The organism is Gordonia aichiensis NBRC 108223, assembly GCF_000332975.1.
Classification (GTDB): domain Bacteria; phylum Actinomycetota; class Actinomycetes; order Mycobacteriales; family Mycobacteriaceae; genus Gordonia; species Gordonia aichiensis.
Map to the genome: position 1 here is coordinate 40,583 of NZ_BANR01000058.1, position 22,595 is coordinate 63,177.

At 65.7% G+C, this 22,595-nt stretch carries 22 protein-coding genes; 14 read left to right on the plus strand and 8 right to left on the minus strand.

Going from position 1 to position 22,595, the window contains the following annotated elements; all coding sequences use genetic code 11:
• Positions 1-6 precede the first annotated feature (6 nt).
• The 6 genes from GOACH_RS22480 to GOACH_RS22505 all read left to right on the plus strand — a co-directional run bounded on the left by GOACH_RS22480 (position 7) and on the right by GOACH_RS22505 (position 5,453).
• Entirely contained in the window at positions 7-918 is a 912-nt protein-coding gene (locus GOACH_RS22480) for a cation diffusion facilitator family transporter (protein WP_005180501.1), read from the plus strand.
• 205 nt (positions 919-1,123) lie between these two features.
• Positions 1,124-1,324 carry a hypothetical protein gene (locus tag GOACH_RS22485; RefSeq protein WP_005180502.1) on the plus strand — a complete coding sequence of 67 codons (201 nt, stop codon included), beginning with the start codon at positions 1,124-1,126 and terminating at the stop codon, positions 1,322-1,324.
• A gap of 242 nt (positions 1,325-1,566) precedes the next feature.
• On the plus strand, positions 1,567-2,643 hold the full coding sequence (locus tag GOACH_RS22490) for a sulfate ABC transporter substrate-binding protein (protein ID WP_005180504.1): 1,077 nt from the start codon (positions 1,567-1,569) through the stop codon (positions 2,641-2,643).
• On the plus strand, positions 2,640-3,533 hold the full coding sequence (gene cysT / locus GOACH_RS22495) for a sulfate ABC transporter permease subunit CysT (protein ID WP_005180506.1): 894 nt from the start codon (positions 2,640-2,642) through the stop codon (positions 3,531-3,533). Before GOACH_RS22490 ends, cysT begins: the two co-directional genes overlap by 4 nt.
• Positions 3,530-4,456 carry a sulfate ABC transporter permease subunit CysW gene (gene cysW / locus GOACH_RS22500; protein ID WP_005180507.1) on the plus strand — a complete coding sequence of 309 codons (927 nt, stop codon included), beginning with the start codon at positions 3,530-3,532 and terminating at the stop codon, positions 4,454-4,456. The genes cysT and cysW overlap by 4 nt, the downstream gene beginning before the upstream one ends.
• Before the next feature lies 1 nt (position 4,457).
• Positions 4,458-5,453: a sulfate/molybdate ABC transporter ATP-binding protein gene (locus GOACH_RS22505; protein ID WP_005180508.1), complete on the plus strand. Its 996-nt coding sequence runs from the start codon at positions 4,458-4,460 to the stop codon at positions 5,451-5,453.
• A gap of 52 nt (positions 5,454-5,505) precedes the next feature.
• Here the strand turns inward: GOACH_RS22505 and GOACH_RS22510 are convergent, their stop codons facing one another.
• The 5 genes from GOACH_RS22510 to GOACH_RS22530 are packed head-to-tail and all read right to left on the minus strand — an operon-like array spanning position 5,506 to position 10,994.
• The gene (locus tag GOACH_RS22510; protein ID WP_005180509.1) at positions 5,506-6,237 is read right to left on the minus strand and encodes a sirohydrochlorin chelatase; all 732 of its coding nucleotides are present in this window, start codon (positions 6,235-6,237) and stop codon (positions 5,506-5,508) included.
• Complete coding sequence (locus GOACH_RS22515) at positions 6,234-7,544, minus strand: sulfate adenylyltransferase subunit 1 (protein WP_005180512.1); 1,311 nt, start codon at positions 7,542-7,544, stop codon at positions 6,234-6,236. Before GOACH_RS22515 ends, GOACH_RS22510 begins: the two co-directional genes overlap by 4 nt.
• Positions 7,544-8,488, minus strand: a complete 945-nt coding sequence (gene cysD, locus GOACH_RS22520) for a sulfate adenylyltransferase subunit CysD (protein ID WP_005180517.1) — start codon at positions 8,486-8,488, stop codon at positions 7,544-7,546. The genes GOACH_RS22515 and cysD overlap by 1 nt, the downstream gene beginning before the upstream one ends.
• A complete protein-coding gene (locus tag GOACH_RS22525; protein ID WP_005180520.1) occupies positions 8,485-9,234 on the minus strand; it encodes a phosphoadenylyl-sulfate reductase in 750 nt (249 codons plus the stop codon). The genes cysD and GOACH_RS22525 overlap by 4 nt, the downstream gene beginning before the upstream one ends.
• Positions 9,231-10,994, minus strand: coding sequence for a nitrite/sulfite reductase (locus tag GOACH_RS22530; protein ID WP_005180522.1), 1,764 nt, complete (start codon positions 10,992-10,994; stop codon positions 9,231-9,233). The genes GOACH_RS22525 and GOACH_RS22530 overlap by 4 nt, the downstream gene beginning before the upstream one ends.
• 432 nt (positions 10,995-11,426) lie before the next feature.
• Between GOACH_RS22530 and hemW the strand changes: the two genes are divergently transcribed.
• Both hemW and GOACH_RS22540 read left to right on the plus strand, forming a co-directional pair.
• Positions 11,427-12,656: a radical SAM family heme chaperone HemW gene (hemW, locus tag GOACH_RS22535; RefSeq protein WP_373279127.1), complete on the plus strand. Its 1,230-nt coding sequence runs from the start codon at positions 11,427-11,429 to the stop codon at positions 12,654-12,656.
• A gap of 67 nt (positions 12,657-12,723) precedes the next feature.
• Positions 12,724-13,872 carry a GGDEF domain-containing protein gene (locus GOACH_RS22540; RefSeq protein WP_005180525.1) on the plus strand — a complete coding sequence of 383 codons (1,149 nt, stop codon included), beginning with the start codon at positions 12,724-12,726 and terminating at the stop codon, positions 13,870-13,872.
• On the opposite strand, the gene GOACH_RS22545 is transcribed toward GOACH_RS22540, so the two are convergent.
• The gene (locus GOACH_RS22545) at positions 13,836-14,348 is read right to left on the minus strand and encodes a MarR family winged helix-turn-helix transcriptional regulator (RefSeq protein ID WP_005180528.1); all 513 of its coding nucleotides are present in this window, start codon (positions 14,346-14,348) and stop codon (positions 13,836-13,838) included. The two genes, GOACH_RS22540 and GOACH_RS22545, sit on opposite strands and share 37 nt — an antisense overlap.
• 35 nt (positions 14,349-14,383) lie before the next feature.
• Here GOACH_RS22545 and GOACH_RS22550 point away from each other — a divergent pair, with 35 nt between their 5' ends.
• Entirely contained in the window at positions 14,384-15,451 is a 1,068-nt protein-coding gene (locus GOACH_RS22550; RefSeq protein WP_005180531.1) for a substrate-binding domain-containing protein, read from the plus strand.
• An 8-nt stretch (positions 15,452-15,459) separates the two neighbouring features.
• On the opposite strand, the gene GOACH_RS22555 is transcribed toward GOACH_RS22550, so the two are convergent.
• Entirely contained in the window at positions 15,460-16,530 is a 1,071-nt protein-coding gene (locus GOACH_RS22555; protein ID WP_005180535.1) for an AAA family ATPase, read from the minus strand.
• 231 nt (positions 16,531-16,761) lie between these two features.
• Here GOACH_RS22555 and GOACH_RS22560 point away from each other — a divergent pair, with 231 nt between their 5' ends.
• Positions 16,762-17,799 (plus strand): aliphatic amidase, encoded by a 1,038-nt coding sequence (locus tag GOACH_RS22560; protein WP_005180536.1) that lies wholly within the window; start codon positions 16,762-16,764, stop codon positions 17,797-17,799.
• Between the two features lie 60 nt (positions 17,800-17,859).
• Here GOACH_RS22560 and GOACH_RS22565 read toward each other — a convergent pair whose 3' ends face one another.
• The gene (locus GOACH_RS22565; RefSeq protein ID WP_005180538.1) at positions 17,860-18,336 is read right to left on the minus strand and encodes a type II toxin-antitoxin system VapB family antitoxin; all 477 of its coding nucleotides are present in this window, start codon (positions 18,334-18,336) and stop codon (positions 17,860-17,862) included.
• Between the two features lie 168 nt (positions 18,337-18,504).
• Between GOACH_RS22565 and hrcA the strand changes: the two genes are divergently transcribed.
• From hrcA to GOACH_RS22585, 4 genes are all read left to right on the plus strand, one after another.
• Positions 18,505-19,539, plus strand: coding sequence for a heat-inducible transcriptional repressor HrcA (hrcA, locus tag GOACH_RS22570; RefSeq protein WP_005180542.1), 1,035 nt, complete (start codon positions 18,505-18,507; stop codon positions 19,537-19,539).
• 216 nt (positions 19,540-19,755) lie between these two features.
• Positions 19,756-20,901, plus strand: coding sequence for a molecular chaperone DnaJ (gene dnaJ / locus GOACH_RS22575; protein ID WP_005180545.1), 1,146 nt, complete (start codon positions 19,756-19,758; stop codon positions 20,899-20,901).
• Between the two features lie 55 nt (positions 20,902-20,956).
• Complete coding sequence (locus GOACH_RS22580; RefSeq protein WP_005180547.1) at positions 20,957-21,706, plus strand: 16S rRNA (uracil(1498)-N(3))-methyltransferase; 750 nt, start codon at positions 20,957-20,959, stop codon at positions 21,704-21,706.
• Positions 21,707-21,717: 11 nt separating this feature from the next.
• Positions 21,718-22,488, plus strand: coding sequence for an alpha/beta hydrolase family protein (locus GOACH_RS22585; protein ID WP_005180549.1), 771 nt, complete (start codon positions 21,718-21,720; stop codon positions 22,486-22,488).
• Positions 22,489-22,595: the final 107 nt, after the last annotated feature.

The following is a 22,595-nucleotide window of genomic DNA, read 5'->3' on the forward strand; positions in this document are numbered from 1 at the left end:
GAGGTAATGGCAACCGAATCGGGCAGTCGGCCCGACCTCACTCGCTACGCATTGCTGAGTATCGCCACGGCGATCGTGGTGATCGTGATGAAGTTGATCGCCTGGCGCGTCAGCGGCTCGGTTGGCTTGCTGTCGGACGCGCTGGAGTCGCTGGTCAATCTCGTGGCGGCCGTCGCGGCCTTCTTTGCGCTGCGTGTCGTCGCCAAACCCGCGGACGCCGAACACAATTTCGGACACGCGAAGGCCGAGTACTTCTCGGCGGTGTTCGAGGGCGTTCTGATCGTGGCCGCGGCGGTCGCGATCATCGCCGCTGCCGTCGATCGTCTGATGCACCCGGCCGAACTGGAGTCGGTCGGGATCGGTCTCGCGATCTCGGTCGCCGCAACCGTCCTCAACGGCGGCGTGGCGATGATCTTGCTGCGCGCAGGCAGACGCCACCGCTCGATGACCCTGGAGGCCGACGGTAAGCACCTACTCACCGACGTCTGGACGACGGTCGGAGTGATCGTGGGCGTGTTCCTGGTCGCAGTCACGGGCTGGCTGCCGCTGGACTCGATCGTGGCGATTCTCGTCGCCGTCAACATTCTCGTCGTCGGCGGTCGCCTCATCTGGCGTTCCGGTGACGGGCTACTCGACGCCGCCCTGCCCGCCGACGACCTCGCCACGATCAACCACGTGCTCGATCGATTCCGCTCCGAGGAGGTGCAGTTCCACGATCTGCGCACGCGGGAAGCAGGCCACGAGCGGTTCGTGCAGATGCACATGCTGGTTCCGGGTGGGTGGTCGGTGGAGCGCGGCCACGACCTGGCCGAGCGCGTCGAGGACGAGTTACACGCCGCACTGGATCACTTGCGTGTCAGCATTCACATGGAGCCGATCGGCGATCCGCGCGCGTACGAGTCGTGGCGGTTGGACTGATCGGTCGGCGCCGAGGGTTCGCTGGTCGGGGCGGGGAGCGGCCGGTAGCCGAGTAAACGTTTTCGATACCATGGCAGGGCCGCTCGTGTGCGGCGCTCGAGCTCATCCCGGGGGTCCGAACTGACGACGATCGCCAGTTCGACCCGGAATTCGAATCACACTGAACAAAACTCGGCAGAGTCCGGGCCGGAACGAGGTGACAGGTATGGACAGCTTCCTCGCGTGGTGGGATTCCGTCGAGGAGTGGCTGACAGGACTGTCGTTCGTTCCGCAGCTTCTGGTCACCCTCGTGGTCGTGATCCCGGTCGCAATAGGGATCGCATTGATCCTGAATGTGCTGGTGGAAGCCGTGATGACCGTGTTTGATCGTCGACGGTTCGCCGACGACGACGGAAAGGGGCTGTGACCGCGGTGATCAAGTCACGGGTGACCTGGGCGCTGATCGCGCTCGTCGTTCTCGTTGTTCTGGCCTGGCTACTGACACGCTGAGTCGTCAACCACCACTGCAGAGCCATCGCTGTCGTCTTTGGGGCATGTGCTCGGCGTTGCTAGCGTGATTCTGCTCCGGCCGCGAAGTCCCGCGATGCCGGGAATCGTGGTGGAGGATCCGTGAGTCCAAGTCTGGCCCGCAGAAGGCGTGTCCCGGTTGTGGCGTGCCTGCTGGCGTTGACCGTTGCACTGGTCGCCGGTTGTGGTGGCGGCTCGACCGACACACCGGGTGGTGACGACATCTCGAGCGGCAGCCGTCACCTCGACCTTGTGGCGTACGCGACCCCGAAACCGGGGTTCGACAAGATCATTCCCGCATTCCGCGCGACCACCGGGGGCGCCGACATCGGTTTCTCGGCGTCGTACGGGGCCTCGGGTGACCAGTCGCGCAAGGTTGCCCGTCACGTACCCGCTGATGTCGTCAACTTCTCGGTGGAACCCGACATCACGCGTCTGGTGAAGGCGGGGCTCGTCGACGAGGACTGGAAGAAGGCCGAACCGCACAACAGCACCCCGTTCGGCTCGGTCGTCGCGCTCGTGGTGCGCAAGGGAAACCCCAAGAACATCCACGACTGGAACGACCTCCTCAAGCCCGGAGTTCAGGTGATCACCCCGGACCCCGGGAGTTCTGGGTCGGCGAAATGGAACCTTCTCGCTCCGTACGCGGCGAAGAGTGAGGGCGGAACCAACCCCCAGGCGGGCCTCGACTACGTCAGCGACCTGGTGCACAACCACGTGACAGTGCGCCCCAAATCGGGACGTGAGGCGACGACGACTTTCCAACAGGGCCAGGGCGACGTGCTGATCAGCTACGAGAACGAGGCGATCATGCTGCAACGCAAGAACGCCGGTGCCGCGCAGGGATCGCAGGTCGAGTACTTGATTCCGCCGCAGACGTTCAAGATCGAGAACCCCGTGGCAATCGTCAACACCTCGAAAGATCTGCCCGCGGCGAAAGCATTCGTCGACTACCTGTTCACCGATGAAGCCCAGCGGATCTGGGCCGAGCAGGGGTTCCGCCCGGTCGCACCGTCGGTGATCGCCACGACGAAGAATCTCTTCCCCGGCGACATCACGAAACTCTGGACAATCGACGAGCTCGGGAAGACCCTGGGTAAAGGCACCGCCGCCGAGAACAAGGGCAAGGACTTGAAGGGGTGGAAAGCCGTGGACAACGCTCTGTTCGGCACCAAGGGTGCGATCACCAAGATCTACAACGAAGGCAGTAAGCAGTGACCGCCGCGGGAGAGGTGGCCAACGAGAGCGCGTCCGCTCAGGCCTCGCCGTCGTCGAGTTCGCAGCCGCCGAAGGGCTTTCTCGGACGGTCGCGAACATTCGCGGGAGTCAGCCCGGCGGCGATCGGTACGGCGTGGCTGTGGCTGAGCATCATCGTGCTGCTGCCGTTGGCCGCCATCACCGTGCAGTCGTTCGACAATGGGTGGAGCGGCTTCTGGGACGCGGTGACCACCAAGAACGCGCTCGACGCGATCGGGATCACGGTGCTCGTTTCGGTTGTTGCAGCCGCGATCAACGTGGTCTTCGGAACGATCATCGCCTGGGTGCTGGTGCGAGATGACTTCCGCGGCAAGGGCTTCGTCAACGCGATCATCGACCTTCCGTTCGCGCTGCCGACCATCGTGGCCAGTCTGGTGCTGCTCTCGCTGTACGGCCCCAACAGCCCGGTCGCCATTCATCTCTCCGCGACCAAGCCTGCGTTGATTGTCGCGCTGACCTTCGTCACCCTGCCGTTCGTGGTTCGTCAGGTCCAGCCGGTGCTCATCGAACTCGACACCGACGTCGAAGAAGCTGCCGCGGTGCTCGGAGCGAACAACGGGATCATCTTCCGCAAGATCGTGCTCCCGGCTCTACTGCCCGCCATCCTCACCGGAGCGGGGCTTGCCTTCACGAGGGCGATCGGCGAGTTCGGTTCGGTCGTTCTCATCGGCGGAAACATCCCCGGGAAGACACAGGTGGCCTCCCAATACATCCAGCAGCAGATCGAGATCGATGAACCGGTCAACGCCGCCGCCATCTCGGTCGTTCTCCTGCTGATCGCCTTCGTTGCACTCCTCGTGCTGCGGATCGTCGGTCGGCGCCAGACCAAGCGTGAGGAACTGGACCGATGAAACTGTCGGCGAAAACCCGCTACGGGCTGCGCGCCATCGCACTCATCTACCTCTTCGTCCTGTTGATCGTTCCGGTCGCCCTCATCTTCTGGCGTTCGTTCGAGCACGGCCTCGGACAGTTCTGGGACTGGATCACCACCCCAGCGGCCATCTCGGCGCTGCAGCTGAGCGTGCTGATCGTCGTCATCGTCGTGCCGCTGAATGTCATCTTCGGCATCATCATCGCGCTCGCGCTTGCCCGTGGACGCTTTCCCGGCAAGGGGTTTCTGCAGGCCGTCGTCGATCTCCCGTTCGCGGTGTCGCCGGTCGTCGCGGGTGTCGCCCTGATCCTGCTGTGGGGCTACGGCGGCTGGTTCGGAGGCGTGGAGAGTCTCGGCTTCCGGGTGATCTTCGGATTCCCCGGCCTCGTGTTGGCAACGCTGTTCGTGACACTTCCGTTCGTCGCACGAGAAGTGGAGCCGGTGCTCCGCGAGATCGGCACCGAGCAGGAACAGGCAGCGGCGACCCTCGGCGCGAGCGGGTGGCAGACGTTCTGGCGCATCACCCTTCCGGCGATCCGCTGGGGGCTCACCTACGGCATCGTGCTGACCGTCGCCCGTGCCCTCGGTGAGTACGGCGCGGTGACGATGGTGTCGTCGAACTATCCGGGTATCTCTCAGACGCTGACGCTTCTGGTGCATTCGCGCTACACCGACGACTACAACGAGTACGGCGCCTACGCCGCCGCGACACTGCTGATGCTCGTGGCCGTCCTCGTTCTGGTGGCGATGTCGTTCGTCGATCGTCGTGCCCGGAACCGGTATGCCGAGGCGAGCGCCACCACCAGTGACGACACGGAGCCGGACGACATCCATCTGACCCCGCCGTATGCGCCCGAGAACATCGATTCACAGCAGGTGCTTCACCAGAAAGAAAGAGTCTGACATGTCCATCTCGGTGGTAGGTGCCAACAAACGATACGGCGACTTCGCAGCGCTCGACGACGTGTCGATCGAGATCCCGGCCGGATCGTTGACATCGCTGCTCGGCCCGTCGGGCAGCGGGAAGTCGACGTTGCTGCGGGCGATCGCGGGACTCGACGACCTCGACTCGGGAACGATCGTCATCAACGGCGACGACGTGTCGGGTGCTTCACCCCAGAAGCGTGACATCGGCTTCGTGTTCCAGCACTACGCGGCATTCAAGCACCTCACCGTCCGGGACAACATCGCGTTCGGTCTGAAGATCCGTAAGCGCTCGAAGAAGGACATCGACGCCAAGGTCGACGAGTTGCTCGACATCGTCGGACTGACCGTCTTCCAGAAGCGTTTTCCCGCACAGCTTTCCGGTGGCCAGCGCCAGCGCATGGCACTTGCCCGCGCCCTGGCCGTCGACCCCAAGGTGCTGCTGCTCGACGAGCCCTTCGGCGCTCTCGACGCCAAGGTGCGTGAGGATCTCCGAAAGTGGCTGCGCCGCTTACATGAGGACATGCAGGTGACCACGGTTCTGGTGACACATGACCAGCAGGAGGCTCTCGACGTGAGCGACCGGATCGCCGTCCTGAACAAGGGCAGGATCGAGCAGATCGGCGCACCCGACGACCTCTACGATCGTCCGGTCAATCCCTTCGTGGCATCGTTCCTCGGTTCGACGGTACGGCTCAACGGAGAACTCGTTCGCCCGCACGACATTCGTATCGGACGCAACCCTGAGCTCGCACTTCCCGCCGCCGATGCGTCGCTCGACACGGGCGTCATCAAAGCGACCGTGCAGCGCGTGGTGAACCTCGGATTCGAGACGAGGGTTGAGCTGATCGCGGTAGCCAGCGGTGACGAGTTCCAGGCACAGATCACTCGCGGCGATGCCAACGCGCTGCACCTGCAGCCCGGGGAGGCGATCTACGCTCGAGCGACGAAAGTACCCGCGCTGTCGGAGGCCTGAGGCGCGCTCGGGGATGTGAGTGCTGGACTGGGCAGCTGCCCGCACAGAGCCTTCAGAACTGCGAGATGACCGGCGCGAGCGGCGGGCGGGTGACAGCGCTGCGATAGGAGTCGGCCACCGCATCGACGAGTGCGGGATGGGTGCCGATCGGACCGGCAACCACCGCGTCGGACACCACGCGATCGAGAGCGATTTCGACTCGCTCCGTCAGCAAGCCTGCGGACAGGAAGTACGGACTCAACGCGATCCGGTGTGCACCAGCGGTACGGAGTCGTCGAATCGCGTTGCGCAGCATGATGTCGTCTGGACCGAGTCTGGTGGCGAACACCACCTCGACCGGCCGGTGCAGGCGGGTCGAGAGTTCGATGGCACGGCGTCGAACCACCTGAGCTGCAGCAGGATTGGTCGACCCGACCGCTGTCACGACGATGCCGTCGCCAGGTTGTGTGCCTGCCTCGTCGAGACGATCGGCGAGGGCATCGGTCAGTCGATACGCACCGACGACGTCGGTGGTCACCACGCTTCCGCGACGATGCTCGTCGACGAGTGCAGGCAGGTCGACGTTGCTGTGGTAACCCGGTGCCAACAGCAGCGGGACCACCACGCAGTGGCCGGCAACGGACGCGAGCTCGTCTGCGACCGACGGGGTGTCGAGATCCAGGAAACCCAGACGGACCGACACCCCCGGAAGCCGCCGTGCCACCGCCGAACGCACGCGGCGCGCCGTGTCGCCGAAGCGGGGATCGCGGCTACCGTGCGCGACGAGCAGCAGCGTCGGGGTCACACCAACTCTTTGAGGTGCAGCGTCGACAGCGCGTCGCCGACCAGGCCTGCTGCCAGGGTGTTACCGCCCTGCGGGTCGATCAGCAGGAAGCTGCCCGACTCGCGGCTCACCTGATAGTCGTCGGCTGGGATGGGTTCTGCGGTCTGCACCGTGATGCGGCCGATCTGGTTGAGCTCGACGGTGTCGGGGGCATCAACGAGTGAGAGGTTCTGCTCATCGAAGAGCGCGTCGAGTCCGCCGACGATCGCCTGGGTGGTCTTCGTGCCGTGCTTGAGGAGAAGTCGAGCACCGGGGCGCAGAGGCTTCTCGGCGAGCCAGCACACCGTCGCGGTGAACTGTTGGATCGGTTCGGGTGCGTCGACGACCGCGGCGATCAGATCGCCGCGCGAGATGTCGACGTCGTCAGCGAGGAGAAGAGTCACGCTACGGCCCGTGTGGGCAGTCGCCAATTGTCCGTCGGCCGTGTCGATCTGCGTCACTGTTGTGCGCACGCCCGACGGCAGCACCGTGACCTCGTCGCCGACCGACACGCGGCCCGCGGCGATCTGCCCGGCGTAGCCGCGGTAGTCGGGGTACTCCGGCGTGCGGGGACGGATGACGTACTGCACCGGGAAGCGCAACCCGACCTCGTCGTGGCGCTCGACTGCATTGGGGACCGTCTCGAGGTGCTCGATGAGCGTCGGACCGTCGTAGAACGGGGTGTTCTCGGAGCGAATGGCGACGTTGTCGCCGTGCAGAGCAGACACCGGGATCGCGGTGACCTGCTCGGGCGACCAACCGAGGGTGCGGGTCAGCTCGCCGAACTCGGCCGAGATCTCCGCGAAGACCGACGCGGCGTCGTCGACGAGGTCGATCTTGTTGACTGCCAGCACGAGTTGCGGCACACCGAGCAGGGCCATGACCGCTGCGTGACGTCGCGTCTGGGCGACGACGCCGTTGCGGGCGTCGACGAGCAGCATCACCAGTTGGGCGGTCGAGGCGCCGGACACGGTGTTTCGCGTGTACTGGACGTGGCCGGGAGTGTCGGCGAGCACGAAAGACCGTGCGGGAGTGGCGAAGTAGCGGTAAGCGACGTCGATGGTGATGCCCTGCTCGCGTTCGGCGCGCAGACCGTCGACGAGCAGCGAGAGGTCGGGGCCTTCGAGGCCGCGATCGACCGATGCCTTCGTGACGGCGTCGATCTGGTCGGCGAGTACGGACTTCGTGTCGTAGAGCAGACGTCCCACGAGGGTGGACTTGCCGTCGTCGACGCTGCCCGCCGTGGCGATGCGAAGCAGGTCGGGCACGTGCTGGGTGGTCGATGCCATCAGAAATATCCTTCGCGCTTGCGGTCTTCCATGGCTGCTTCGGAGACGCGGTCGTCGCCTCGGGTCGCGCCGCGTTCGGTGAGTCGTGATGCGGCGACCTCTGCGAGGACCGCCTCATTGGTGGCGGCGTCGGAGAGCACCGCGCCGGTCGTCGAACCGTCACCCACGGTGCGGTAGCGCACCGAGAGGCGCTGTACCTCTTCGCCCTCGCGGGGGCCACCCCACGAGCCCGACGTCATCCACATCCCATCGCGCTGGAAGACCTCGCGCTCGTGGGCGTAGTAGATCGGGGGGAGGAGTACCTGTTCGCGTGTGATGTAACGCCAGACGTCGAGTTCGGTCCAGTTCGACAGCGGGAACACGCGGACGTGCTCGCCTGGGGCGTGCCGACCGTTGTAGAGGTTCCACAGCTCAGGACGCTGGCGCTTCGGATCCCACTGTCCGAACGCGTTGCGCAGCGAGAAGATCCGCTCCTTCGCGCGCGAACGCTCCTCGTCGCGGCGGCCACCGCCGAAGACCGCGTCGAAGCGGTTCTCGGTGATCGCATCGAGAAGCGGGATGGTCTGCAGCGGGTTGCGCACACCGTCGGGCCGCTCGGTCAGCCGACCGTCGGCAAGGTAATCCTCGACCTTCGCCACGTGCAGGCGGAGGTTGTGTCGCTCGACCACCTGGTCGCGGAAGTCGAGCACCTCTGGCAGGTTGTGCCCGGTGTCGACATGCAGCAGCGAGAAGGGGAGGGGCGCAGGCCAGAACGCCTTCAGCGCGACGTGCAGCAGCACCGTCGAATCCTTGCCGCCGGAGAAGAGGATCACCGGCCGTTCGAACTCGCCCGCCACCTCACGGAAGATGTGGATGGCTTCGGACTCGAGCGCGTCGAGGGTGGTGAAGTCATCGGGTTCGGTCACGTCACGTCCTGTGCTGGCTGAGGTGTCGATGATGGTCATGCGTGGAGCCCACATTCTGTCTTGGCGCGACCGGCCCACCGGCCACTGCGCGGATCGGATCCGGGTTCGGGTTTCGCGGTGCACGGTGCGCAGCCGATCGACGGATAGCCCTCGTCGACAAGCGGATTGACCAACACACCGTTGGCATCGATGTAGTCCTGCATCTGCTCGTCGGACCAGGCAGCGATCGGGTTGATCTTGACCAGGCCGAAACCCTCGTCGAAGGAGATGAGCGGTGCGTTGGCGCGTGTGGGGGCCTCGACGCGTCGGATACCGGTCACCCACGCGTCGTAGTTACGCAGACCGGCCTTCAGCGGGACGACCTTGCGCAGTCGGCAGCACTCGCCGGGGTTGCTGGCGAACAGGTTGCGGCCCAACAGTTCATCTTGCTCGGCGACGGTGTGCTCGGGAGTGAGATTGATCAGGTCGACCCCATACACCTGCTCGACGGCGTCGCGGGTGCCGATGGTCTCCGCGAAGTGGTAGCCGGTGTCGAGGAACAACACCTTCACCGGGTCGCCGCCGAGGAGTTCACGGTCGACGTTTTTGACTGCCAGATCGACCAGAGCGGCGTCCTGCATGTTCGACGCAACGACGAAGTTGTCGCCGAATGTCTCCGCCGTCCAGCGCAACAGATCTTCAGGGGCGGCGTCCTGCCCGAACTCCGCCGCGCCGCGTTCGGCGATCGCGCGCAACTCCTCCTCGCCGAAACGTCGCCCGGTCCGGTTCTGCGTCGTAGTTGTCATCGCAATGCCTCCTCGTCGGCGCGCACTGCCCACTGTGCGAACCGTTCACCTTCTTCGCGTTGGTCGACGAAGTTGCGGACCACGCGCTCGATGTAGTCGCCGAGCTCGGGTGAGGTCACCTTGTGCTGGCGTAGTTTTCGGCCGAACCCGGCGTCCTGGCCCAGGCTGCCGCCCAGGTGGACCTGGAATCCCTCGGTTTGCCCACCCTCGCCGTCCTCGACGAGCTGTCCCTTGAATCCGATGTCGGCGATCTGCGAGCGCGCGCAGGAGTTGGGGCAACCGTTGATGTTCACGGTGATCGGGACGTCGAGTGTGGAGTTGATGTCGGCCAGACGCTCCTCGAGTTCCGGGACAAGCACCTGCGACCGCTTGCGGGTCTCGGTGAACGAGAGCTTGCAGAACTCGATTCCGCTGCAGGCCATCAGGTTTCGACGCCAATTCGATGCGCGGGCGACGAGTCCGAGCTTCGCGAGATCGGCGATCAACTCCTCGACCTTGTCGTCGGGGACGTCGAGGACGATCAGCTTCTGGTACGGCGTGAACCGGATGCGGTCGGAGCCGACGCGCTCGGCGGCGTCGGCGACGGCGGTGAGCTTGGTGCCGGTGACGCGGCCGGCGATCGCGGCGAAGCCCACGGAGTTCAGGCCGTTCTTCAGCTTCTGCACACCGACGTGGTCGCGCGGCTGCGTCAGCGGCTCGGGCGCGGGGCCGTCGACGAGTTTGCGGCCGAGGTACTCGTCCTCGAGCACCTGGCGGAACTTCTCGATACCCCAGTCCTTGATCAGGAACTTCAGGCGTGCCTTGGCGCGGAGCCTGCGGTAACCGTAGTCGCGGAAGATCGACACCACGGCCTCCCACACGTCGGGGACCTCGTCGAGCGGAATCCACGCGCCGACACGCTGCGCCAGCATCGGGTTCGTCGACAGCCCGCCGCCGACCCAGAGGTCGAGACCCGGACCGTGTTCGGGATGCTCGACACCGATGAAGGCGACGTCGTTGGTCTCGTGGGAGACGTCCTGCAGACCCGAGATGGCCGTCTTGAACTTGCGGGGCAGGTTGGAATACTGCGGATCGCCGATGTAACGGCGCACGATCTCGTCGATAGCGGGGGTCGGGTCGAGGACCTCATCGACGGCCTCGCCCGCGAGGGGCGACCCGAGGATGATGCGCGGGCAGTCACCGCATGCCTCGGTGGTCTTGAGTCCTACGCCTTCGATGCGCTCCCAGATCGTCGGGACGTCCTCGATGCGAATCCAGTGGTACTGGACATTCTCGCGATCGGACAGGTCGGCGGTGTCGCGAGCGAACTCGGTGGAGATCTGCCCGAGCGTGCGCAGTTGCTCGACGTTGAGTGCACCCGCGTCGCAGCGGATACGCATCATGAAGTGGCTGTCTTCGAGGATGTCGATGTTCTCGTCGCCGGTCCACGTGCCGTCGTAACCCTGCGCGCGCTGCGTGTAGAGACCCCACCAGCGCATACGGCCGCGCAGATCTTGCTTGTCGATGGAGTCGAAGCCCTGCTTGGAGTAGATGTTCTCGATGCGCGCGCGCACGTTGAGCGGGTTGTCGTCCTTCTTGACCTGCTCGTTGGAGTTGAGTGGCTCGCGGTAGCCCAGCTTCCACTGGCCCTCGGCGCGACGCTTGGCGGGCCGCTGCTTGCGCGCGGGCCGATCGGCACCCGGCGCGCGCGGCGTGCGGGCGGGGCGCTCGTCAGGCGAGCCGGCACCGCTGTTCGGCGTGATGTCTGTCGTGGACGTCATGAAGTCTCCTGATGCCGGGCGCACTGGCGCCGACTGTCGCGCGGTCTGGGCTGTGACTGGGCGGATGCGGTGGGCGTGCGGGCGATAACCTCGCCCGGCGACACTCGCGGTGCTCCGCGGGGACGTCGCGGCATTCCCGCAGATCGCGGGTAACTCTCGGGGCCGGTCGTCGTCTAGGGACGACAGCTAGCGCTGCAGACGCGCTTGAAATCGACGTGGCGTCGTGCTGCGAGCCACACCCCGGGGAAATTCACGCCATCCATAGTGCCACGCGACGGCACCCATCGTCTACTTGCACATATTTTGCGTCATGATGAGGCAAAGTCGTCCGACGCATCGCTGCGGTTGGTCACCGCGCCGTCGTCGGTTGTCAGTGCCTGGCAGGCTCGCCCCAGGCGGGGTCGCCGCGACCGGGACGCGCATCATGGACGGGTGCGTGGCGAGACGAGCAGTGACCAGGTGGGTGGTGCGCCCGAGGCCGTGACCGAGGCGATCGTCGATGCGTGTGCTCGAGTGAATCCCGACACCGCGTTCGGCCTCTATCTGCACGTACCCTTCTGTGCCACTCGCTGCGGGTACTGCGATTTCAACACGTACACCGCGGGTGAGCTGGGTTCGTCGTCGTCGCCGGAATCATGGCAGTCGGCGGTGGATCGCGAACTCGACACTGCTGCAGCGCTGCTGAATCCGCGACGGCCCGTCTCCACGATCTTCGTCGGAGGGGGGACGCCTTCGCTACTGGGTGCGGACGGTCTGCGTCGACTGCTCGACGCGGTACGCGCACGTTTCGAACTCGCCGACGACGCCGAGATCACAACGGAATCCAACCCGGAATCGACGTCGCCAGCCTTCTTCGACGGTCTTCTCGAGGCCGGCTTCACCCGGCTCTCCCTCGGCATGCAGTCGGCGGCGCCCCACGTGCTCGCGACGCTCGACCGGACCCACACACCCGGCCGAGCGATCGCAGCCGCGCGAGAGGCCTCGGCTGCGGGCTTCGAACACGTCAACCTCGACCTCATCTACGGCACGCCCGGCGAGACCGATACCGACCTGCACAGGAGCATCGACGCGGTACTCGACACGCCGGTCGACCACGTGTCGGCCTACGCGCTGATCGTCGAGGAGGGTACCGCGCTGGCGCGACGCATCCGACGCGGCGAACTCCCAGCGCCCGATGACGACGTGCTCGCCGACCGTTACGTATTGCTCGACCGGCGACTGCACGAGGCGGGGTTCGACTGGTACGAGGTGTCGAACTGGTCACGGACCGGCGCGGGTGAGTGCAGACACAACCTGGGCTACTGGCGCAGCGACGACTGGTGGGGAATCGGTCCTGGGGCACATTCGCATGTCAATGGTGTGCGCTGGTGGAACGTCAAGCACCCCTCGCGCTACGCGCAGCGTCTGCAAGCCGGTGCCCTCCCTGTGGACGGCTCCGAGACGCTGACGGCGACCGACCGCCACGAGGAACAGGTGATGCTCGCACTCCGATGCCGCGAGGGGCTGCCGTCGGAGGCGCTCAACGACGGCGAGAGCGAGGCTGCCGCCCGCGCACGCGCCTCGGGCCTGCTGCGCGACGACGAGGAACGACACGTCTTGACCGATCGGGGGAGGCTCCTCGCCGACGGCGTGATTCGTGACATCCTGCTCACGGACGGTTGACCACACGCGGGGGCGGGTCGCGGTTCGCGAGAACTGACAGAGCGGTGTCTGGGGAGGAACTGCCGCAATGCGCGAGAATGCGGGTGATGCGCCCGACCACGGTTCACGAACGACGCGTGAGCTCGTGTCGAACTGGTGGTCGGGACCCGACCATTACGAATGGCTTTCCACATACCTGGCGACTCGGGGGCGGCAGCGACCAACCGCACTTCTCGTCGCGGGTGCCGTGCTCTTGTTCGGAATGGTCGAACTACTCATGATGTTCAGCCCTGCGGGCCCCTCCCACGACGTCTGGCGCCGTGGGGCCGCTGCAGGAGTCGTGGTGGCGTGTGTCGCGATGTCGGTTGTCTGGTTGCGCAGGAGTTGGCCGTCGCGACGGTGGTCGACGGTGTTCGTGATCACTGCTGCGGTGTGCATCGGGGTCGGCGCCCTGATCGAGCGCGACGACATGTCCGCGATCGCCGCCTGCGGTCTGTTCGGGGTGCTCGGCGGTTACGTCGGGATCTTCCACTCGGTACGCCTTCTCGTGGTGAACTTCACCATCGCTGTACTGGTCGTGGCGGTACTGGCGGTGCGAATCGGAGTCGCCGACGGTGCGGTGCTCGCGATCGCGAAATCACTTGCGCTGCTCGGCAGTTTCACCGCGATTCCGGTGCTCTGCCAACTCCTGCTCGAGAGGCTAGGCCCGGATGCGCTCAACTCCGATACGGACGCCCTCACCGGCCTGCTCAATCGTCGGGGCTTCTACGCACGAGCGGGTGACCTCATCGCGAATCGGGCGGGGTCACAAGACATTCTGCTCGTCGCACTCATCGACCTCGACGACTTCAAACGCATCAACGACACCTTCGGGCACGAGGAAGGCGATGCTGCGCTCGCCGAGGTGGCACGAGCTCTCACCGACTGCGCGGGAGCGAGCACGTTGGTCGCACGACTCGGTGGCGAGGAGTTCGTTGTCGCAGAGACCGTCGGCGTGCATGACGACGTACTCCGACGAGGACGTGCGGTCGGTCGCGCGATCACCGCCAACACGCACGGTGTCACCGCGAGTGTCGGACTCGTCACGGTCACCATCGCGGCGGGCCACCTGATGACGGCGACCGGATTCGACGACGTGATCAGGCTGGCTGACCACGCCATGTACGACGCAAAACGGGCCGGCGGAAACCGGGTGTGCCATCACGCAGGCGACGTGGGTCCCGGGACCGCTTCCTGAGGTGTGGTGTGGTCGCCGGGTCGCGTGCGTGCGATCACGTCGAGTGCGGCTGCGAGGCTGAGGTATCCGCGCGGTCCCAGTGCCTGTGCCACCGAACGCTCGAGTTCGGCCTCGGCGTCGAGTACCGGTGCGATCGTGCGGCGACCCCGGGCACTCAGGTGCACGACCACCCGGCGTCGATCCGCTGGGTCCGCGCGACGGTAGACCTGGCTGTTCGAGACGAGCTGGTCGACGATCCGTGTCGCGGTGGCCGGCGGCAACACCGCTGTGCGCGCGAGATCGCTCATCGTACGTCCGCCGCTCGATTCCAGAACACTGAGTACACGCCACTGTTCGGTGGTGATACCGGCAGACGACAACGCCTCCGCGACTCCGGATTCGACGGTGCGTGCCGCGCTGAGCAGCCGCAGGAGCAGCGGAAGTTCAGCGTCGTTCGCGCGCTGGTGTGCCGGTGCGCGTGTAGTCTGACGGCTCATATGCAGTCCGCGATCGCGGATGTCAGGGGAGTCACATGACCCAGCGCGAGTTGCCGATACGCATCGCCTACGTGGTGCCGCTGCAGGGGTCGGCGGGTATCTTCGGGCCGTCGTGCGAGGCCTGCGGTGACCTCGCAGTGGCCGAACTGTGTGGTGCCGGCGGACTTCTGGGTCGCGAGGTGGAGCTGGTCGTCGTCGATGGCGGGCGACGTCCCGATGCCGTCGCGCGCGAGGTGGTCGCGTTGTGGCGGGCCGGCGCGATCGACGCTGTTGTCGGTTGGCACATCTCCGCGGTGCGCAAAGAGATCCTCAGATGTGTCGGCGGAGAGCTGCCGTACGTGTATGCGGCACTGCATGAAGGCGAGTTTCGCACACCGGGCCTGTTCATGACCGGGGAGTCGCCGGGAGCGCAGGTACTGCCGGCGCTCAATTGGCTGCGACGCCACGTCGATGCGCACAGCTGGTGCGTTGTCGGCAACGACTACGTGTGGCCGAGGCAGATCGCTGCGCGCGCCGAGTCGCACCTCACCGGTGCGGGGATGTCGCACCTCGGCTCCACGTTCACACCGCTCGGAACGTCGGATTTCAGCGAAACGCTCGACTGGTTGGAGGTGCATGCTCCCGACGCGGCGCTCGTACTTCTGATCGGCGACGACGCCGTCCGGTTCGGAAGGGCATTCGCACGGCGTGGCCTCGACGAGATCATGCTGCGCTTCAGTCCGATTCTCGAAGAGAACCAGGTGCTTGCCATGGGCGCCACGGCGACCGCCAACATGTACTCCGCGGCAGGCTATTTCGATTCGCTCGCCACCGCCGCGAGCCTTGACTTCGCTGCGCGGTATCACCGATTTCATGGTGTCGAGGCGCCTACGCTCAACAGCATCGGACAGTCGTGCTACGAAGCGATCAATGTGCTCGGTGACCTCGCCACGCGCGCCGGCTCGCTCACGGTCCCCGCGCTCGAGGCCGCTGCGGTCGGAGTCACCATCGACGGTTCGCGAGGTGCGTTGCGGCTCGGTGCGGGACAGGCCGATCAGGACGTCTACGTGGCTGCTGCGCGTCATCTCGATCTCGATGTCCTCGAGCGTATTCACGTGGCGTGAGCTCGTCGTCATGTCCGCGTGGTGATGATCGATCCGCGGCGGGCGACGCTGGTCATCTCCAGCGGCCCATCCTCTGCGTCGTGTGCGACGATCACATTCGCCACCGACGTGTGCAGGTCGCGTCTGATCACGCGCTTGAGATTGCGCGCGCCGTAGGCCTTGTCGAATCCGTGCATGAGCAGGTGGTGTCGAACGGAATCATCTGAGTGCCAAGAGATTCCGCGTTTGGTGAGGGTTTCGGTCAGCCGACGGAGCTCGAGGTCGACGATGAGGCCCGCATTGTCCTCGTCGAGTGGCGCGAATCGGACGATCTCGTCGAAACGGTTGTAGAGCTCCGGGTCGAAGAACTCCTCGACCGCCCGATCGACGATCTCGCCGTCGGAGCGCGTTGTGCGGTCGGCAGTTCGGCGGCTGCAGGTCAGAAATCGCTGAAGTGGTGAGCGTGACGGTGCACGTGTGCTCGCTGCCAGTTCTGCAGATCCGAGATTGGAGGTCAGCAGCACCACGCAGTTGCGGAAGCTGATACTCGACGTACCCGCGGCGAGTCGTAATGTGCCGGTGTCGAGGATCTGCAGGAGGGAGCGAAGCACGGTGGTGTGGGCCTTTTCGACCTCGTCGAACAGCACGATTCCGGGGCGGGAGATATTGCCCTCCACCAGTTCTCGATCGAAGAGGGTGAACTGCTCCTTGGAGCCCGCGTACCCTGGCGGTGCTCCGGACAGTGATGCGGCATAGTGTTCGGCGGCAAGGGAATTCATGTCGATGCGGCACAATCTGTCGGGATCGCCCGCTATCTCGGCTGCCAGTCTGCGCGCGAGTTCGGTCTTGCCGACACCTGTCGGACCGACGAAGAGCAGTGATGCGATCGGGCGGTGCGGATCCCGTATCCCTGCCGCGGCAATGGTCAATCCGCGTACGACGGCATCGATGGCGTGGTCCTGGCCGATGATGGCCGCACGCAGTGACGTCGACAGCTGGTCCGGAGACGTCGCGCGGCCCATGCGAAATGACCGAGCGCGTCCCCCGGTGAGATGGCCGGAGTTGAGATCGTCGACTTTCTGCGAGAGGTATCCCGACACTGTTCTCACCCTTCCATCGGCCGATGGTGCCGACTATTTGTTTCGAATGAAACCAGACGCTCGGATGTCCTGCACGCTGTTGCCCGACAGTATCGGTCCGATAATCCTTGGTGGGTAACCACCTACGAACGTCGACGTAATTGTTCGGTAACGGGCCCCGTTCTACGCTCGAGATGATAGTACTTCCAATTGGAAGAGAAAATCGAGACCCGCGCGGTCAGAGGAGGCACTATGCGGCACGGAGACATCTCGTCGAGCCCGGATACCGTCGGCGTTGCGGTGGTGAACTACAAGATGCCCCGCCTGCACACCAGAGCCGACGTGCTCGAGAATGCGCGCAAGATCGCCGACATGGTGGTGGGTATGAAAACCGGTCTGCCGGGGATGGATCTGGTTGTGTTCCCCGAGTACTCGACGATGGGCATCATGTACGACAACGACGAGATGTATGCGACGGCAGCGACGATACCGGGCGACGAGACCGACATCTTCGCGCAGGCGTGCCGCGATGCCCGCACCTGGGGCGTCTTCTCGATCACGGGTGAGCGCCACGAGGATCATCCGAACAAGCCGCCCTACAACACCCTCGTTCTCATCAACGATGAGGGCGAGATCGTGCAGAAGTACCGGAAGATACTGCCGTGGACGCCTATCGAGGGTTGGTATCCCGGTGGTCAGACCTACGTGACCGACGGTCCCAAGGGGATGAAGATCTCGCTGATCATCTGCGACGACGGCAACTACCCGGAGATCTGGCGTGATTGCGCGATGAAGGGTGCCGAGTTGATCGTCCGGCCTCAGGGGTACATGTATCCCGCCAAGGACCAGCAGGTCCTGATGGCCAAGGCGATGGCGTGGGCGAACAACTGCTATGTCGCGGTTGCGAATGCGACGGGATGGGACGGCGTCTACACCTATTTCGGGCACAGTTCGATCATCGGATTCGACGGGCGGACGCTCGGCGAATGCGGCGAAGAAGACTATGGCATCCAGTACGCGCAGCTGTCGCTGTCGACGATCCGGGACGCGCGCAGGTACGACCAGTCGCAGAACCACCTGTTCAAGCTGCTCCATCGTGGGTACACGGGTGTGCTGGCCGGTGGTGACGGCGACAAGGGGGTTGCCGACTGTCCGTTCGATTTCTACAAGAACTGGGTCAACGACGCCGAGGCGACACAGGCCGCGGTCGAGGCGATCACCCGCGACACGGTCGGCGTCGCCGAGTGCCCGGTGTACGACCTGCCCACCGAGAAGACGTTGGAGGCGTGAGCGCCCGTTGTATGCGGACGGTCTGTGCTCGTGACGGTGTGTCCGTGACGAGGCGTCTGATCACGGTCGACGCGGTGGCGTCGTCCACCCGGTGCTGCGGCCTCTGAGGCGATGTGCGCCACCCGCACCGGAGGAGTTGCGCGGCGGGTCGACCGGACGGACGGGACGGCTCGACGTCGTTGGGATCTCGGCGGTGTCGTCGAGCTGCTCCTCGAGCGGTAGTGCGCCGGGGGAGAGATCGTAGGCGTCGAGGTCGAGGAGCCGTGCGTGGATGATGTGTCGGTTTCGCAGCGCCGAGCGCACCGCGCGGTGTAGGCCGTCCTCGAGGTACAACTCGCCCTGCCAGCGCACGACATGGGAGAACAGGTCGCCGTAGAAGGTGGAATCCTCGCTGAGGAGTTTGTCGAGTGCCAGCACTGTCGTGACCGTGACGAGCTCGTCGAGCCGCAGCTGGCGGGGCGGGATCTTGGCCCAGCCGCGTACCGACAGCCCGTGGTCGGGATAGGGCTTCCCCTCGCGCACACCCTTGAAAATCATCCCGACGTTCTCTCCGTTGTGTCTGGCGCGTGGTCGCCGCTCGGCGCGCGCTCCGTGTCGGCCCGGTCGGGCGCCGACTGTCACCTAAGATGGATCCAGCCAACTGTATTGGCCAGAGTGTATTTCTCTGAACTGTATTCGCAGTAGGCCCGAGGAGGTGTGGCGAGCGTGTCGGCGACCGACGATCGGCGGTTCGAGGTACTGCGTGCCATCGTGACCGACTACGTGGACACGCAGGAACCGATCGGTTCGAAGGCCCTGGTCGAACGGCACCATCTCGGGGTGTCGAGCGCGACGGTGCGCAATGACATGGCCGTGCTCGAGGCCGAGGGCTACATCGCGCAACCGCATACGAGCTCGGGGCGTGTCCCCACCGACAAGGGCTACCGGATGTTCGTGGACCGGATCAGTGAGGTCAAGCCGCTGTCGGCCGCCGAACGTCGCGCGATCCTTTCGGTCCTCGACCGGGGCGTCGATCTCGACGACGTGCTGCGCAGGTCCGTGAGACTGCTCGCCCAACTGACCAGGCAGGTCGCGGTCATTCAGTATCCCGTGTTGTCGACGGCGAGGGTCCGGCACCTCGAAGTGGTCACCTTGTCGCCGGCGCGTCTGCTGCTCGTCGTCATCACCGACACCGGTCGGGTCGAGCAGCGGATGGTGGCGCTGGGGGCCGACCGGTCCGAGGATGACATCGCACGTCTTCGCGACATGTTCTCGGCGGCGCTGCACGGAAAGCGCCTCGAGGAGGCATCGGCAGCGGTTGCCGAACTGGCCAACGAGGCGCCAGGCGACATCCGCAGCGAGGTCATCCGGGTCGCGACGGTGCTCGTCGAGACGCTCGTCGAACGCGGCGTCGACCGCCTGGTGCTCGGCGGTACGTCGAATCTGGCACGCTCGGCCGCCGACTTCGCGCCGACCAACGGTGGCATGGACACGGTCCTCGAAGCGCTCGAGGAGCAGGTCGTCGTTCTCAAGCTGTTGGCGACGACACAGCGGATGGGACGGGTGACCGTGCAGATCGGCGAAGAGACGCAGACGGAGAACCTCCGTGGAACGTCGGTGGTCTCCACAGGGTACGGTGCATCGGGAACGGTGTTCGGCAGCGTTGGCGTGGTGGGCCCGACCCGCATGGACTATCCGGGAACAATCGCCTCGGTGGCGGCCGTTGCGAAGTATGTGGGTGAGGTCCTCGCGGAGCGCTGAACGGCGCGACGCGTAGTGAGCCAACCCGTCACCTCCCTGGCGTCGAGCCGGACCGTCGAGGCCCGGCACCCGTGGGGTTGTGGCCCGAGACATCGTGACCCGGAACATCGTCGACGCAGAACATCGTCGTCACAGAACACCAGCGACACAGGACATTTTCGACACAGAACAGCGGGCCGGACATTCCGGCCAGGACACAGAGGACCGGACAACAGCGTGGCAACTGACTACTACGGAGTTCTCGGCGTGGCCAAGGGTGCCAGCGACCAGGAGATCAAGCGGGCGTACCGCAAGAAGGCCCGTGAACTGCATCCCGACGTGAACCCCAACGAGGAGGAGCGTTTCAAAGAGGTCACCACGGCCTACGAGGTGCTCAGCGATCCAGAGAAGCGTCGCATCGTCGACGCCGGGGGCGATCCGCTGGCCGGGCCGGGTGCGGGTGGGTTCGCCGGAGGTTTCGGCGGAGGCGGACTCGGTGACGTCTTCGAGGCGTTCTTCGGTGGCGGCGGCGGATTCGGTGGTAGTCGCGGCCCCAAGGGGAGGGTGCAACCGGGCGAGCCCGCGCTCGTGTCGGTGGAACTGACGCTCGAGGAGTGCGCCTCCGGGGTCAACAAAGAGATCGCGGTCGACACGGCGATCCTGTGCGACGTCTGCCACGGCTCGGGAACCAACGGCGACTCCAAGCCCGTGACCTGCGACATCTGCAAGGGTGCCGGCGAGATCCAGGCGGTTCAGCGCTCGATTCTCGGTCAGGTGATGACGGTGCGCGAGTGCCCGACCTGTCACGGCACGGGTGAGGTCATTCCCGATCCGTGTCACAAGTGCGGCGGCGACGGCCGCGTGCGTTCGCGGCGCTCGATGACCGTGCGCATTCCCGCGGGCATCGAGAGCGGTATGCGTGTCCGGCTCGCGGGCCAGGGTGAGGTGGGTATGGGCGGCGGACCCGCGGGCGACCTCTATGTCGAGGTCTCCGAGCGTCCGCATGACGTCTTCATTCGCGACAAGGACGATCTGCACTGCACACTCCGGGTACCGATGGCCGATGCCGCGCTCGGCGCGGAGTTCACGGTCGAATCGATCCTCGGCGACGACATCACCGTCGCCATCGAGCCCGGCACCCAGCCCGGGCAGGTCGTCAAGGTCCGTGGGCAGGGTATGCCCCACGTCAACAGCGGTGTCAGGGGCACCCTCCACGTCCACCTCGACGTGCACGTTCCCACCAAGCTCGACGCGGCAGGGTCGGCGGCACTCTCGGCGTATCGTGAGGCGTCCGGCGACCAGATCGACCTGGTCACGACGACTGCCGCGGCGGCGCCCGGTGGTCTGTTCTCGCGACTTCGCAACGCCTTCGCGGGACGCTGACCGGTCGACCGGGAGCGGCACAGCGAATGGATCGCACGCATAGAGATCGACGTCGATGAGTCCTCCGCTGTTCTGGGTCGACGAGGTGCCCCGCGTCGGCGGTGAGGTGGTCCTCTCCGGAAGCGAAGGGCGTCACGCGGTGACGGTCACTCGCCTCGGCGTCGGTGAGCAGATCCTCGTCGGTGACGGTCGCGGCTCGGTCGCCGACTGCGCGGTCGAGGCCACCCGGTCGAAGGACACCCTCGTCGCGCGCGCTCATGCCTACTCCTTCGTCGACCGCCCGCGCCCGACCGTGACGGTGGTCCAGGCTCTCCCGAAAGCGGAGCGTTCCGAACTCGCCGTCGATCTGGCGACCGAGGCCGGCGCCGATCGCATCGTGCCGTGGCAGTCCGCGCGGTGCGTCGCGCGGTGGACCGGCAAGGCCGACAAGGGCATCGCCAAGTGGAGGGCTGCGGCATCGGCGGCCGCGAAGCAGAGCCGGCGCCCCTGGATTCCCGAGATCGGCGACCTCGCGACGACGATGGACGTCCGCGCACTCTGTGCAGAGGCAACGGGAACCGGCGGCGTGGTCGCCGTACTCCATGAGGACGGAGCGGTGCCCTTCCGGTCGTTAGAGCTGGCAGGGGCGACCGAGATCGTGCTCATCGTCGGACCCGAGGGCGGACTCGACGACTCCGAGATCGCAGATCTCACCGCGCTGGGAGCGACATCGGTGGTGCTGGGGCCGGAGGTGCTGCGCACGTCCGCTGCTGCGGCCGTCGCACTGGGCGCGATCGGAGTGCTCACGGATCGGTGGGACCGGTGAAGCGGTGCGCGGTGCACCGCACGAAGATCGCCTACGGCGCGGAGCCGTCGCAGTTCGGACATCTCTACCACGTCGCCGACCCTGCCGATCGTCCCGGTCGGATGCGTCCTGTCGTCCTCGTCCACGGCGGCTACTGGACCACGGAGTTCAGCCTGACCATCGAGTCGGCGATCGCCCGGCAGTACGCGGAGCGGGGCGCGCTGGTGTGGAACGTCGAGTACCGGCGTGTCGGTGAGGCGGGCGGTGGATGGCCCGGCACGGGAGCCGACGTGCGCGCTGCGATCGAGGCACTCGACACCTCCGTTGCCGACGCGCTCGACCCGGATCTGGCGGCGTGCGTCGACTGGGCCGATGTGGCCGTCGTCGGTCACTCGGCCGGGGGACAACTTGCTCTCTGGTCCGTTGCACACCTCGGTGCGAGAACGTCGTCGACGGTGATCACGACTGTGGTCGCGCAGGCGTCGGCACTCGACCTGGTCGGAGCGGGCCGTGCCGCGCGGCCGTCGGTCGAGGGCCTGATGGGTGCGACCTACGATGAGGCGCCCGAGCAGTATCGGCAGGCCTCGCCGATCGAGCAGGAGCCTTTCGACGCGCACGTCGTCGCCATCCACGGCACCCTCGACACCGCCATTCCGGTTGACGTCAGCCGCCACTACGTCGAAACGGTCAGTGCGCGCGGACAATCCGCAGAGCTCGTCGTCGTGCCCGATGAGGGACATGACGCCTTCGTCGACCCACGGAGCGTGTGCAATCGGCACACGCTGAGGGCCCTGGGGATCTGAGCAGGGGCGAGTGGTGGCGACTACCGGAATATTGCCTGCTGATCGGCCGTTGTGGCGCGATAGACTCGTCACGGACACGGGTTTATCCGTGTCTGCGACCCCCACCG

Excerpts from the sequence above, each read along its gene's own strand:
- GOACH_RS22480 (WP_005180501.1), top strand. The coding sequence starts at position 7 with ATGGCAACCGAATCGGGCAGTCGGCCCGACCTCACTCGCTACGCATTG.
- GOACH_RS22485 (WP_005180502.1), top strand. The coding sequence starts at position 1,124 with ATGGACAGCTTCCTCGCGTGGTGGGATTCCGTCGAGGAGTGGCTGACA.
- cysW (WP_005180507.1), top strand. The coding sequence starts at position 3,530 with ATGAAACTGTCGGCGAAAACCCGCTACGGGCTGCGCGCCATCGCACTC.
- GOACH_RS22505 (WP_005180508.1), top strand. The coding sequence starts at position 4,458 with ATGTCCATCTCGGTGGTAGGTGCCAACAAACGATACGGCGACTTCGCA.
- GOACH_RS22515 (WP_005180512.1), bottom strand. The coding sequence starts at position 7,544 with ATGGCATCGACCACCCAGCACGTGCCCGACCTGCTTCGCATCGCCACG.
- cysD (WP_005180517.1), bottom strand. The coding sequence starts at position 8,488 with ATGACCATCATCGACACCTCAGCCAGCACAGGACGTGACGTGACCGAA.
- GOACH_RS22525 (WP_005180520.1), bottom strand. The coding sequence starts at position 9,234 with ATGACAACTACGACGCAGAACCGGACCGGGCGACGTTTCGGCGAGGAG.
- GOACH_RS22530 (WP_005180522.1), bottom strand. The coding sequence starts at position 10,994 with ATGACGTCCACGACAGACATCACGCCGAACAGCGGTGCCGGCTCGCCT.
- GOACH_RS22540 (WP_005180525.1), top strand. The coding sequence starts at position 12,724 with ATGCGCGAGAATGCGGGTGATGCGCCCGACCACGGTTCACGAACGACG.
- GOACH_RS22545 (WP_005180528.1), bottom strand. The coding sequence starts at position 14,348 with ATGAGCCGTCAGACTACACGCGCACCGGCACACCAGCGCGCGAACGAC.
- GOACH_RS22550 (WP_005180531.1), top strand. The coding sequence starts at position 14,384 with ATGACCCAGCGCGAGTTGCCGATACGCATCGCCTACGTGGTGCCGCTG.
- GOACH_RS22560 (WP_005180536.1), top strand. The coding sequence starts at position 16,762 with ATGCGGCACGGAGACATCTCGTCGAGCCCGGATACCGTCGGCGTTGCG.
- GOACH_RS22565 (WP_005180538.1), bottom strand. The coding sequence starts at position 18,336 with ATGATTTTCAAGGGTGTGCGCGAGGGGAAGCCCTATCCCGACCACGGG.
- GOACH_RS22580 (WP_005180547.1), top strand. The coding sequence starts at position 20,957 with ATGAGTCCTCCGCTGTTCTGGGTCGACGAGGTGCCCCGCGTCGGCGGT.